This is a genomic window from Chitinophaga sp. RAB17, from assembly GCF_052114225.1.
In the GTDB taxonomy this organism is placed as follows: Bacteria; Bacteroidota; Bacteroidia; order Chitinophagales; family Chitinophagaceae; genus Chitinophaga.
In genome coordinates, this window is record NZ_JBFREI010000003.1 from 181,415 (window position 1) to 196,162 (window position 14,748).

The 14,748-nt window shown below is 46.7% G+C and carries 7 protein-coding genes; all 7 read left to right on the forward strand.

Features of this window, described 5'->3' with window-relative positions; genetic code table 11:
- Positions 1 to 392 precede the first annotated feature (392 nt).
- The 7 genes from AB4Z08_RS12625 (at position 393) to AB4Z08_RS12655 (ending at position 14,711) form a co-directional block, all read left to right on the forward strand.
- Positions 393 to 3,209, forward strand: a complete 2,817-nt coding sequence (locus AB4Z08_RS12625) for a TIM-barrel domain-containing protein (RefSeq protein WP_441574097.1) — start codon at positions 393 to 395, stop codon at positions 3,207 to 3,209.
- 86 nt (positions 3,210 to 3,295) lie between these two features.
- Positions 3,296 to 6,421, forward strand: a complete 3,126-nt coding sequence (locus tag AB4Z08_RS12630) for a SusC/RagA family TonB-linked outer membrane protein (RefSeq protein ID WP_441574098.1) — start codon at positions 3,296 to 3,298, stop codon at positions 6,419 to 6,421.
- 12 nt (positions 6,422 to 6,433) lie between these two features.
- Complete coding sequence (locus AB4Z08_RS12635; RefSeq protein WP_441574099.1) at positions 6,434 to 7,993, forward strand: RagB/SusD family nutrient uptake outer membrane protein; 1,560 nt, start codon at positions 6,434 to 6,436, stop codon at positions 7,991 to 7,993.
- A 26-nt stretch (positions 7,994 to 8,019) separates the two neighbouring features.
- Positions 8,020 to 8,778 carry a hypothetical protein gene (locus tag AB4Z08_RS12640; protein ID WP_441574100.1) on the forward strand — a complete coding sequence of 253 codons (759 nt, stop codon included), beginning with the start codon at positions 8,020 to 8,022 and terminating at the stop codon, positions 8,776 to 8,778.
- Between the two features lie 341 nt (positions 8,779 to 9,119).
- Positions 9,120 to 9,665 carry an RBBP9/YdeN family alpha/beta hydrolase gene (locus AB4Z08_RS12645; RefSeq protein ID WP_441574101.1) on the forward strand — a complete coding sequence of 182 codons (546 nt, stop codon included), beginning with the start codon at positions 9,120 to 9,122 and terminating at the stop codon, positions 9,663 to 9,665.
- Positions 9,666 to 9,943: 278 nt separating this feature from the next.
- Complete coding sequence (locus tag AB4Z08_RS12650) at positions 9,944 to 11,773, forward strand: alkaline phosphatase (RefSeq protein ID WP_441574102.1); 1,830 nt, start codon at positions 9,944 to 9,946, stop codon at positions 11,771 to 11,773.
- A 172-nt stretch (positions 11,774 to 11,945) separates the two neighbouring features.
- On the forward strand, positions 11,946 to 14,711 hold the full coding sequence (locus tag AB4Z08_RS12655) for a glycoside hydrolase family 2 TIM barrel-domain containing protein (protein WP_441574103.1): 2,766 nt from the start codon (positions 11,946 to 11,948) through the stop codon (positions 14,709 to 14,711).
- The last annotated feature ends 37 nt before the right edge of the window (positions 14,712 to 14,748 follow it).

Below are 14,748 nucleotides of genomic sequence, written 5' to 3' on the forward strand. Positions count from 1 at the left end.
ATCTGTTTATGCTCAAGCACAACTTTAAGAAAAGCAACCGGCTGTATCTGTTGATCGAAATCCTGCTATACTGTTTGATCACCATCTCTCTCATAGGGTTATTGTTGTTATAACCCGTTTAGAACCAGGCGTATTCCCTTTAGCTGATTAACATTTTATGCCCTAACCGCTATCATTTTGCTACCCTATGATTGCCTGCGGTTAACATAATCACCCTATATCTAAAACATACCACTACCCTGTGATTCCGTGTGTCCGTTTATTTTTGTTTTCACACGTTCTGAAGTAAACACGTTTTGAAATAAGACTACACGTACCACAAACAACCACGTTCAATCAAGGAAAAAATCCGTTCAGATATGCAGATAAAGAGGGCGATACCGTTCGTACTAATGACGCTTCTAACTTCCTGGTGTTATGCCGGCCAGGTAGATAAGCTGGCAGATGGTCTGGTGATACATTTAAAACAACCCACACCTAATGGTGCCAAACAAGTGAGGTTACAAGTGGTATCCGACAAAGTGATCCATGTAACCGCCACGCCCGGGGACCACTTCGATGGTACACCCAGCCTGATGGCAGTAGATATAAAAGGGAATACCGTAAAATGGGATACAGAAGAGCGCAATGAAACAGTGGTATTGAAGACGGCCAGTCTTTCTGCCACCGTAGCCCTTAATACCGGCGAAGTAGTTTTCCGCGACAATGCCGGACGTATTATACTACAGGAACAAACAGGTGGTGGTAAACACTTTACCCCCGTTACTATCGACAACAAACAATTATACCGTATCCAACAGACGTTTGAATCTCCTGCTGATGAAGCCTTTTATGGTTTGGGGCAGCACCAGACCGGCTTAATGAATTACAAAGGACAGGATGTAGACCTCACCCAGTACAACTCTGTGGCGGCAGTCCCTTTTGTAATATCCAACCGCAACTATGGCATTTTATGGGATAACTATTCCATTACCCGTTTCGGAGATGAGCGCCCATACCAACAAATGTCTGCCTTACACTTAACATCTGCAGAAGGAAAGGCCGGTGGTTTAAGTGCAACCTATGGCGACCGCTATAACAATACCGTGTATGTTAAAGCAGTGGAAGATAAAATTGACTATGAGTTCCTCGACCGCTTAGCTAGTCTCCCGGCGGCTTTCCCGATGGTAAAAGGGAAAGTGACCTGGGAGGGAACAATGAATGCAGATGAGAGCGGTGAATATAAATTCTTCATGACTACCTCCGGATATACCAAAGTATGGATAGATGGACACTTAAAGCTGGACAGGTGGCGCGAAAGCTGGAATCCGGGTGCTTCCGTATTCCGTCATGCACTTAAAAAAGGTCAACCCGCCACTATTAAAGTGGAGTGGATACCAGAAACTTCTCAATCCTTCATTTCCCTCAAATTTCTTTCTCCTACACCGGCAGCTGCAGCAGATAAGATGAAGCTCACTTCTGAAGCTGCCGAAAAAATTGACTACTACTTTATGTACGGTCAAAATATGGATGAAGTAATCAGTGGCTACCGGCAGGTAACTGGTAAAGCCACCCTGATACCACGCTGGGCACTGGGTTTCTGGCAGAGCCGGGAGCGTTATAAAACACAGGATGAAATAGAAAATACGGTAGCTGAATTCCGCAAACGCAAAATTCCGCTGGATAATATTGTGCTGGACTGGAGTTACTGGAAACAGGATGAATGGGGCAGTCAACAGTTTGATCCGGCACGTTTTCCTGATCCGGCGGGGCTGATCAGTCACCTGCATGAAAAGTACCATGCCAACTTCATGATTTCTGTATGGCCTAAATTTTATGAAGGGATAGATAATTACAAATTATTCGATAGCAAAAACTGGTTATACAAACAGAACATCAAAAACAGGCAGCGCGACTGGATTGGTAACGGTTATGTATCTACGTTTTATGATGCATTTAACCCGGAAGCCCGCAGGCTTTTCTGGAATCTGATCAACAAAAACCTGTTCAGCAAAGGCATAGATGCCTGGTGGCTGGATGCCACAGAGCCCGACATTCTGTCCAACTCCTCTATTGATGAGCGTAAGACATTGATGAATCCTACGGCTATGGGATCTTCCACACAATACTTCAATACTTATGCACTGCTGAATGCCAAAGGTATTTACGATGGTCAGCGTGCCACCAAACCCGGTCAGCGTGTATTTATACTTACCCGTTCTGCCTATGCCGGTTTACAACGCTATGCTGCCGCTACCTGGAGTGGTGATATTGCCGCTACATTTGAAGAAATGGGCAGGCAAATACCTGCCGGATTAAATTTCTGTATGTCTGGTTTGCCTTACTGGACTACAGATATCGGTGGCTTCTTTGTAGAAGATAAATACGACAAACCTAATCCGCAGGGGCCTGCACTGGAAGAATGGAGAGAACTGAATACACGCTGGTTTCAGTATGGTGCTTTCTGCCCGCTGTTCCGTTCTCACGGGCAGTATCCTTACCGTGAAATGTTTAACATAGCGCCAGACAGCAGTGTAGCGTACCAGTCTATGCTTTACTATGATCAGCTGCGTTACCGCCTGTTGCCTTACATCTACTCACTGGCTGGCAGCACTTACCATCACGACTATACGATTATGCGTGGATTACCGATGGATTTCGGGCAAGATACTGCTGTATTGAATATCCGTGATCAATATATGTTCGGGCCTTCTCTGCTGGTAAATCCGGTTACACAGTACCGGGCGCGCAGCCGGGAATTGTATTTGCCGGCGGGCAATGGCTGGTATGATTTCTATACAGGTGTATATCAGTCAGGCGGACAGCACATCACTGCCGCAGCACCTTTGTCGCGGATGCCTTTGTATGTTAAAGAAGGCGCTATTCTACCTGTAGGCCCGGCATTACAGTATACCAATGAACGTAAAGCAGATACTATACACTTGTTTGTATATACTGGTAAAGACGGTGACTTTAGTTTGTATGAAGATGAAAACAATAACTATCAATACGAAAAAGGCGCTTACAGTAATATTTCTTTCCACTGGGATGAAGCAGCGCAAACATTGAGTATAGGAAAACGGGCAGGTAGTTTCCCTGGCATGTTACAGCAGCGTTACTTCCGCGTAACGTTTGTGAGCAGGCAAACGCCTGCAGGGCCTGATCTCAGCAGTAAAACAGATAAGATTACATCATATAATGGAATAGCAAAAACGGTCCGGGCCATCTGACCTGGACCAATTTATTCAATTGTTGAATAGTCCAATCAAACATAAACATTATTCAAATTCCTCTGCCTTAATAAAACACGTTAAACATGAAAATCTGGTACACTATCAGTCATTTTTTTCCACGGCAATCTGTCTTACGGACACTTGCAGTATGCAGCCTGGCTGTTGCGCCTCCCGCCTTACAAGCCGCTGCAAATAACGGGAGGGCATATACGCATCCTGTAAAACAAACCATCACGGGCAGGGTACTGGATGCTAAAGATGGGTCTCCCCTGCCGGGTGTAAATATTTTAGTAAAAGGTACCACCCGTGGCGCTGTTACCGGCGTGGATGGCGCCTTTAGTTTATCTGCCGATGCCGGTGAAATGCTGGTAGTTTCGCTGGTAGGCTTCGACAAGGTGGAACTGGCCGCCAAAGCCGGCGCTCCCATGGTGATACGTTTAGCATCGGCATCTACCGGTTTAGAGGAACTGGTGGTAATAGGTTATGGTGCACAGAAGAAAAAAGTACTGACCGGTGCTACCGTACATTTAAACACAGAAGACCTGGTAAAGAATCACAGTGTGAGCGTAGAGCAATCATTGCAGGGACAGGTACCAGGGGTGCAGGTCACCTCCAACTCCGGACAACCGGGTGATGCCATGAAGTTTACCATCCGTGGTATTGGCACCAATGGCAATTCCAGACCGCTTTTCATAGTAGATGGTTTTCCGGTGGATGATATCTCCTATATAAACCCATCCGACATAGCCAGCGTGGACGTATTGAAAGATGCCGCCTCCACAGCTATTTATGGTACCCGCGCCGCGAATGGGCTGGTGATGATTACCACTAAAAAAGGACGGTCCGGAAAAATGAGCGTCAGCTTTGACGCCTCTTATGGGTTACAGAATCCAGCCCGTAAACTGGACCTGCTGGATGCACAACAGTATGCCAATATTATGAATGAAGCCGCCATCAACTCCGGCACCATTCCTATTTACTCAGCAGACTCCATTGCTAAACTGGGTAAGGGTACCGACTGGCAAAAAGCAGCTACAATAAAAAATGCACCTATTCAAAATTATAGTCTGAGTCTTTCCGGCGGTAACGAACATTCCATTTTCTCCTCTTCCCTCTCCTATCAGGGACAGCAGGGCGTCATGGGATTACCTGGTAAGTCTAATTTCGAAAGAACGTCTTTACGCCTTAACTCAGAACATAAGTTATACAAAGACCTGATCAAGGTAGGTGAGAACCTCACGTATGCGCATACACGTCAAAGCGGTATCGGCACCGGTAATATTTACAATAACTCTATTCGGGGCCTATTGAATGCTGATCCTACTTTCCCCGTATATAATGCCAATGGCAGCTATGGCAAACCTGCTTATGCAGATGAGATCAATCCGATTGGCGCCATTGATTACCTGCAGAATAACAAAAGCATCACCGACAGGATCATTGGTGATATTTATGGAGAAGCCATTATTATAAAGGGGCTGACCTTCCGCACCGATTTTGGGGCCGACATCTCCTATAACTATCTCAATTCCTTTCTGCCGGTATATAACCTGGGTACCAATAACAGTAACGATCATTCCCAGGCCAAACAAGCCATGTACCGCAACCTCGCCTGGAACTGGGACAACACACTTAACTACCAGTTTACAGTGGGCAAACATAACCTGAACATATTAGCAGGTACTACAGCCAGGAAAAGCGAAGCCTATAATGTAGGTGGCAGCACCACCGATCTGATCATTTCAGATTTTGAACATGCTGTTATCAGCAACGGATTAAATAAAGACACCCGGCAGGTATTCGGCACCCGAAACATGGATGCGCTGCAATCCTATTTCGGACGCGTGTTTTACAGCTATGACGAAAAATACCTGCTAACAGCTATCCTGCGCAGAGATGGTTCAACCAAATTCGGCGCCAACAATCGTTATGGCTACTTCCCCTCTTTTTCAGCGGGATGGATTGCCTCCAACGAAAGCTTTCTGCAGGGTATCAGCTGGCTAAACTTCCTGAAGATCCGCGGTGGCTGGGGCAGGAATGGTAATGACAGAATTGCCAGCTTTGCTTACTTAGCCAGCGTTAACTCTACCTATCGCGATTATTATTTTAATGGAGTACAAACTGTGGGAGCATCTCCTAACAGAATCCCCAATCCTAATCTGAAATGGGAAGTTTCCACGCAGACAGACATTGGATTTGATGCGACCCTTTTTAAAGACGTTACGGTAACATTTGACTGGTACCGTAAACAAACCGGCGACTGGCTGGTAGACGCACCCATTCCTGCAATCGTAGGTACCGGTGCACCTACCATTAATGGCGGGAACATTGAAAACAAAGGGATTGAGCTGGGCATCAATTACAATCATCAGTTTGGCGAAGTAACTATTGGCATTGGCGGTAACATCGCTTTCAATAAAAATACCGTAGTGGAAATCCCTAACCAGGAAGGTGTGTTGCATCCATCTTATAACGGCGTGTTATCTTCCAATATGGATGAATACTTCCGTGCGCAGAATGGTATGCCTATCGGTTATTTCTATGGATTAAAAACAGCCGGCATCTTCCAGAATCAGGCAGAAATAGATGCCTATACCGGCAAAGGCGGACAAAAAATACAGCCAGGTGCACAACCCGGAGATGCCCGTTTTGTAGACCTCAACGGTGATGGCACGATTACGGGTGATGATAAAACAAAAGTAGGTGATCCCAATCCGAAACAAACCTATGGTATCTCCTTATCTGCAGGCTGGAGAGGGTTTGATCTCTCGGTGTTACTCAGTGGTGTAGGTGGCAATGACATCGTAGATGGCACCAGGGCCTATGACCGCTTTTACAATAACTACACAACAGCTGTTTTTGATCGCTGGCACGGAGAAGGTACTTCCAACTCCATGCCCCGTGTAACGCAAAATAATGAAGCCAATCAAAACTATACCCGCTTCTCTGATCTGTATGTACACAATGGTGCGTTTATGCGCATCAAGAGTATCAACATTGGATATGATTTTAAGAAAACATTATTAAAACATGTTCCTATACAACAGTTCAGGCTATATGTTTCAGGACTGAATGTATTTACGTTTACACATTACCGTGGGCTTGACCCGGAAGTAGGTTATGGTATTGACAGCTGGTCTTCCGGCACTGACCTTGGCTATTTCCCTCAACCCAGAACCATTTTATTCGGTCTTAATGTTAAATTCTAAACTCCGGCAATCATGAAGAAAATATTTGCAGCAATACTAATCACCGGGTTGATCACATCCTGTTCTAAAAGTTTCCTGGAAACATTACCCGTAGACGCTGTTACAGAAGAGGACTTCTACAAAACACCTTCAGATGCCTTCCAGGCATTGGTTTCCGCATACAGTGTATTAAACTGGGATGGTTACGGCAACATTGCCCTGAGTTCTGAAATAGCGTCAGATGATTGTTTTGGCGGTGGGGGTGCTTCCGACAATGGCTGGAGTCAATGGGACAAAAGTTTGAAGATGAATGATCTCAACAGTAATGCCTGGACAAAATATTATGCCGGCATTTACCGTGCTAATAAGTTTTTACAGAAAGTAGGGAACGTTAATTTTAATGGTGACGAGGCTACGAAAAAACGTTACATCGCAGAAGCGCATTTCCTGCGCGCTTACTTTTACTTTGACCTGGTGCGGATGTTTGGTCATGTGCCTTTGTTGACGGCACCACTGGAGCCAGGCAATTATAGTATTCCACAATCCAGTCCGGACAGTGTGTACATGCTGATCGCCAACGATCTTAAACAGGCGGCGGCTGACCTTGCACCTACCCCTTACAGCAGTATCCCGGCTGCGGAAAATGGCAGGGCATCCAAATGGGCTGCAGAAGCCTTACTGGGTCGGGTATTCCTTTACTATTCCGGGTACTACAATAAGCCGGATATTGCAGGCATCATTACACAGGCGGATGCTGCTGCGGCGATAGAGGATGTGATCAATAACAGCGGTTATAGCCTGGTACCTAAGTACCAAAACCTGTTCAGGGCATCGGCAGAAAGTACTACTGCCTACGCCGGACAAAACAACCAGGAAGGCATTTTCACCATACAATATACTTACCTGGGTATGGGTGATCAAAGCCAGCAAAATGGTAATCGCATGCAGGTAATGATAGGTATCCGCAGCCAGGTGCTGGCGCCATATTATAAAGGATGGGGCGCTGCCACTGTAAATGAAACGCTGTATCATGCCTTCGCTCCCGGCGACAGCAGACAAAGCGCTTCCATTATTTCTATTGTGGGAGAAGGATTTGGTAACAGCTACACATTAGCCGATCAGGCGCAGTATACAGGCTTCTTCTGTAAAAAATATACTCCTTTAAAAGATAAGAATGCTGATGACCTGGGCGGTAGTTTCCAGTGGGACAATTTCGACAACTATATGGTGATCCGTTTTGCCGATGTATTGCTGATGGGCGCAGAACTTAACCTAACCAGTAATGCAGGTAAAGCGCAGGGCTATCTGAACAGGGTACGCGACCGTGCTTTCGGTGATCAAACGCATCGTATCACACTGAGCAATAAGGCACAGATCATGGAAGAGCGCAGACTGGAGCTTTCACTGGAAGGGCAGCGCTACTGGGATCTGCTACGTCAGGGAACAGCTGTGGCGAAGCAGGCGATCGATAACACCTCTTCCAATGCGGCATTCAACATCAGTTTCCGCAGTGAAACAGGTGGATTGTTTTCTATTCCGGAAACACAGATCAACCTATCTAACGGTACGCTCAAACAAAACACCGGATGGTGATATTGTTCACTTTAAAAACTAAGAATATGAAACGTCTGCATATATTTTTACTGGGATTAACGGCCGTATTTTTCAATGCCTGCAGTCCTTATGAAGACCGCGTTACCCCTGCCGATCCGGCTGGCATACAGCTGGATTTCTCCGTGACACAAACACCTGGCTATGATAACCAGGTAACATTAGAAAGCAAGACAAAGGGCGTGATTCCTTTCTGGGATTATGGTTTTGGCGTAACCAAAGAAAGCAGGGCCGTGGTAATATTACCTTTTGCCGGCGACTTCTATATTAAGTATTCTGCCTATGGTAGTGGAGGTCCGAAAACGGATTCTGTAAAAGTGAAGATCAGTGAGAATGATCCGAAATTCTTCTCCAGCAAATTATACGATCTGCTTTCCAACAGTTCGGCAGGTAAAACGTGGGTATGGGCGGTAGATGTACCGGGGGGATATTGTTTTGGAAATGGTCCCGGCGATGCAGATAAGCCAGGATGGTGGACAGTAGGTGCGGCTGGACTGAAAGATCAGGGAGTGATTGATGATGAGATGAAGTTTGATCTTAACGGGAATGCACATTTTACGATTACGCATAAAGGTGTTACTACCAATGGTTTCTTTGCGTTGGATACCCTGACACAAAAATTAAAGATCAACGGTGCAGATATCAGTTGGGGAAACAATGTGACCTACAATATTATTAAGCTGAATGAAAATGAGATGACGCTGGTGCAGCAAGGTGATGGCTGGCGTAATATCTGGATGTTCAAGCGGAAAGGTTTTATATTTTAAAAATCCACTTATGGCCCCCGGCGGGAGTTTCCCGCCGGGATTTTTTTGAATGACGAATTAAAAATTACGAATTACGGATTTGTGAGAAGATTAACGCGGATATCTCTCTTTACATTTTTTTTAAAGATGATCTATGCTAATAATTATAAATAATTAAGATACTCAGTATTAATCAATGCTGTTTTGGTTGTTACCTGTTGCCGGTGCTTTTTAGCTCCGGCTATTTTATGAGTACTCCTCCTCACTGGTCTCCAAACAAATCCGTCAGGTGTGATCCGTAATTCATAATTCGTAATTCGTCATTCTTTTTCCTATCTTTCAAGACACAATGCGACTATGTCATGGAAATTAAAGTTCTGACCGCGCCGGGGCTGGGAAGCTCTGGTCCATTACACTGGCAAACCCTATGGGAACAATCTATACCCGGAACAAGGCGAATCGAGCAGAGCGACTGGGATGCGCCGGTTTGCGAACGTTGGGTAGCACAAATAGAGAAAGCTGTTAAAGCAGCGGGGCCTCAGGTAGTTATTGCCGCTCATAGTCTCGCCTGTATGGCGTTGGTACATTGGGCCAGGCAGAGTAAAAGTAAGATTACGGGGGCATTACTGGTAGCGCCGGCAGACGCGGAGCGACCCGGATTTCCGGCAGCAGCCGTGGGCTTTACGCCTATTCCTTTAGTGAAGCTGCCTTTTGAAAGTATTATCGTGGCCAGTACCAATGATACTTACTGTTCCCTGGAAAGAGCTGCTTTTTTTGCCAGCCACTGGGGCAGCCGTTTTGTCAATACCGGTGCCAAGGGCCATATTAACAGCGAATCCGGTTTGGGCGAATGGCAGGAAGGACAGAACCTGCTGAAAGAACTGGTTCAAAACTGGCCCACCCTCTGATTGTTTCCTGTCAACAACGTTTAACCTGTAATTTTCACTATTCCTTACCGCTTTTCCACCTCCTGTATTCAATACTTTCCTTTTGCCGGCAAAAAAATATATCTTGGCTCTCTGAAGCTATAACTAAATCGATTTTTCATCTGTGACAATTAACATAAAGATAAAGATGCCCGGGAGGAATACAAGGTATGATTGTAGCTACCTTTGCCCCCTTTAAAATCAACGGTATTTATTTCTTACCAGAAAAAAAACAGCATTTTCCAACAGACTACTATACAATGAAGAATTTTGTTTCCATTTTGTCAGGCGTGTTGCTGGCAGCCAGTGCAAATGCACAAATAAGACAGTATACCATGGCGGCAGCGCATTCTCATAACGACTATGAGCGGGCTACTCCTTTTTATGCAGCGGCATCTTTACAATTTGGTTCTATTGAGGCAGATGTACACCTGAGAGACGGTATCTTATATGTAGCACACGACGCCAGTGCTATACAGTCTTTCCGCACCTTTAAAGAAATGTACCTGCAGCCGGTGCTACGTCAGTTTGCCCTGTATAACGGCAAGCCGTATGCGGAAAACACACCAATGCAGTTGCTGATAGATATTAAAACGGAAGGCACTCCCACCCTGCAGGCTTTGCAGGATTTACTGCTGCCCTACCGCCAATATTTCGACAGAAGCACCAACCCCTCCGCTGTGAAGCTGGTGATATCCGGTAACCTGCCATCAATAACGGAATGGTCTAAGTTTGACCCTATCTTCTTTTTTGATGGCAGACCCGACAGCGTATATCCGGCGGCGTTACAGCCCCGCATTGCTATGCTGAGTGTAGACTTTCATAACTATAGCAGCTGGAACGGCAAAGGGACCCTGGTACCGGCAGAATTGAAAAAAGTGACCGAGGTAGTAGATCAGGTACATCAACGCGGATATGCGTTCCGTTTCTGGGGCGCCCCCTCCAGCAGATCTACCTACTACAAGCTAATGGACCTGGGCGTAGACTGGATTGGTACCGATCATCCGGAAGAGTTGTACGATGTTATGCATAATACTACCCGTAATACGGCAGCCAACATGCCGGTGCATCCGGTCTATACACCTACTTATGTATCTGATGCCACGCAGGTGCGTTCCAAAAATGTGATCCTGTTTATAGGCGATGGTACAGGTTTGGCAGAAATGTTTGCGGGTTATACTGGTAACAAAGGAGCGCTCAACATTTTCCAGATGAAACAACTGGGTTTATCCAAAACTCAGTCTACCGATAACTACCACACAGATTCCGCTGCTGGTGGCTCTGCCCTGGGCACCGGTTCCAAAACCCATAACCGTGCTATAGGAATGGACAATACCTATGTAGCCATCCCCGTACTCCCTGAAATACTGGCCCCTAAAGGCATTCAGAGTGGTGTGATTGTAACGGAAGAAATTACCGGCGCTACTCCTGCCTCCTTTTATGGTCATACTCCGGACAGGGACAGCACCTACACGCTGAACAAGCAATTGCTTGGCAGCAAGCTGCAACTGGCTGTAGGCGGTGGCAGAGAAGAACTGAATAAAGATTTCGGACCCCAGTTGGCTGCTTCCGGCATACAGATATACGACAACCTGGATAACTGGAACGCTACTACGAAAAACCGCACCCTGGTTATTCTAAGTGATAAAGTAGTTACTTCTATGCGCAATGGCCGTGGCAATTACCTGAAAACAGCGCTGAAGAAGGCATTACAACAGTTGAATGCTTCGGGCAAAGGTTTCTTCTTAATGGTAGAAGGTTCCCGCATAGATCATGGTGGTCACTTCAATGACCTGGATTACCTGGTACGTGAAATGCTGGACTTTGATGATGCCATCGGAGAAGCATTGCGCTTTGCTGACCAGGATAAACAAACCACTGTTATCGTTACTGCCGATCACGAAACCAGTGGTCTTGCATTAATGGATGGTGATATTGCCAAAGGCACCTTACGTGGACACTTTGCCACCAACGACCATACCGGTATTCCTGTGATGGTATTTGCCTATGGCCCTAATTCCAACCTTTTCCGTGGCGTGTACGAGAATAACGAGATCCATGCGAAAATGCTGAAATGTTTCCACCTGTAATAACCACTATCTTTATAAGCAGTCCCGGTAGCATGAAGCTGCCGGGATTTTTTATGTCCTTTCCGGCAATATCATATTGTCTGCCTGACAATTAACGCCGCTCCATTTATCCTATTTTTAGAAATATCCCCTATTTCTTTTTTACTTTTAAAAGCATTTTAAAATTCCGGTTATGTCAGCAAGAATATGGTTGCTGCTTGGAGGCATGTTATGTCTGCACGCAGTGTTTGCACAGGAATCCCAGCGTATCTATCTTTCAGGCACAGATAAAGACCATACCATCAACTGGGACTTTTATTGTTCCGGCGGGCAGCGTAGTGGTAAATGGACCAGCATCCCGGTTCCTTCCAACTGGGAGCAGCAGGGTTTTGGCGGCTATAATTATGGCCATGATAAGGTAAAGGCAGATGAACAGGGCACTTACCGTTATCGTTTTGCCGCACCAGCCAACTGGCGGCAACAGCAGGTAAATATTGTTTTCGATGGTGTAATGACGGATGCCGAAGTAAAGGTCAACGGGCGGCTGGCCGGCGCTATACATCAGGGGGCCTTTTACCGGTTCAAATATGACATCAGCTCTTTATTACATAATGGCAGCAACCTGCTCGAAGTAAAGGTCAGCAAGATGTCGGCCAATGCAGGCGTGAACAGGGCAGAACGCAATGGTGATTTCTGGGTACTTGGAGGCATTTACCGTCCCGTTTACCTGGAAGTGAAGCCGTTGATTCATATAGACAGGATCGCTATCAATGCCACCGCAAAGGGTGATTTTTGGGTACAGACTTTTACCAGCCAACTGCCGAAAGGCTATTCACTCAGTGCACAGGTATTTACGATGGAGGGCAAGGCCGTACAGGAGGCAGTGAGTATTGCTGCTACTAACGAACAAACCTATACGCTGCAACAGGCTGTTGCTCACCCAGCTACCTGGAGTGCGGAGTTCCCGCATCGGTACCGGATGGTGGTGCAGATTAAAAACGGTGATCGTGTTATTCACCAGGTAACGCAGCCGTTTGGATTCCGTACCATTGAAATAAGGAAACGGGATGGCATATACGTAAATGATACCAAAGTCATGCTGAAGGGGGTGAACCGCCACAGTGCCTGGCCTGAATCCGGTCGTACACTGAGTAAGGACATCAGCATACTGGATGTAAACCTCATGAAGGATATGAATATGAATGCCGTGCGGATGTCGCATTATCCGCCGGATGAGCATTTCCTCGAAGTATGTGATTCGCTGGGACTGTTCGTCCTGGATGAACTCACCGGCTGGCAGGCAGCCTATGACACGGTGGTAGGACGCAGACTGGTGCGGGAGCTGGTGGAAAGAGATGTAAATCATCCTTCCGTTATTTTCTGGGACAATGGCAATGAAGGTGGCTTTAACCGTGCACTGGACGGCGACTACGCTTTATACGATCCCCAACAACGGCCTGTTCTGCATCCCTGGGAGCGCTACAATGGTTTGGACACCAGACACTATCCCAACTTCAACTACCTGGTTAATTCCAGCCTATACGACTCCGATATCCTGATGCCTACAGAATTCATGCATGGACTATATGATGGTGGTATGGGTGCCGGTTTACCTGATTTCTGGGAGCGGATGTTGCAGCATCCCCGCTGTGCAGGCGGCTTCCTCTGGGCCTTCGCTGATGAAGGCCTGGTGCGTACCGACAAGAACGGCATCATAGATACAGATGGGAATCATGCGCCAGACGGCATTGTGGGGCCACACCGGGAAAAAGAAGGCAGCTTTTATGCGATCAAATCTACCTGGTCGCCTGTACATATATCCCTGCCCGTTATATCCGGCAGATTCAACGGCCGGATACCGGTAGAAAACCGCTATGACTACACTTCCCTGGCGCAGTGCCACTTCAGATGGCAGCTGCTGCGGTTCCCATCTCCCGGAAAAAATACTACAGCAGATACCATTGCCGGAGGTATTATTGCCTCACCTGACCTGGCGCCTCATACCAAAGGCTTTCTGCAGTTAGCACTACCTACCGGATGGCAGCAGGCGGATGTGCTTTATGTAACTGCCTGGGATCCTTATGACCGGGAAATTATTACCCGAAGCTGGCCGTTGCAATCACCTGCAAAAGCCCCCAACAGCTTCGTGTCTTCTCTTCAACAGGGCATCAACGTAGCCAACAGCGGAGATACCATGATCATTAACAATGTACATGAGGTGTATTATTTCAGCCGTAGCTCCGGGCAGTTGCTGCAACTCACCACGCCTGCAGGAAAGATTTCACTTGGCGGAGGCCCTGTACTAGCGGGGGTGAAGCAGGAGCTGAAGCAATTCAACTGGCAGGAAGACAACGCGCATGGTGGTGGTAGCCTTACTGTAAAGTATGAAGGCAGTGGCTTCCTTCAGCTCACATGGACTTTCAGACCGGGAGGTTTGCCTGTACAACTGGACTACAGTTATAGCATAAAAGGGGAAACGCCCTTTACCGGTATTACTTTCCGCTATCCGGAAGAAAAGGTACAGGGCCTCAGCTGGATTGGCGATGGGCCTTACCGGGTATGGAAAAACAGGCTACAGGGGCAACAGTTTGGCAGCTGGTATAAGGCCTATAACAATACTGTTACCGGTGAAAGCTGGGAGTATCCTGAATTTAAGGGCTATCATGCCAATGTATACCGGGCAACCTTTCATACCACGGAAGCTGACCTGACCTTTTATACCGCTAACGAGGGTACGTTTCTCCAGGTATTCCGTCCACAGCCACCCAAAGGAGCCAGTAACAACAATACCAATCCGGCATTTCCCGAAGGCGATATCGGCTTTATGAGCGCTATAGCGCCCATAGGCACCAAGTTCCAGGATGCTGCGCAAATGGGGCCGGAAAGTCAGGGGAATGTGATGTTGAATTATACGCCGGTAAGCGGAAAGATCTGGATCGGTGTAGCGGTTAGCCATTAGCTGTTAGCTTTTAGCAAAATGCAGCGGAGATAAACAT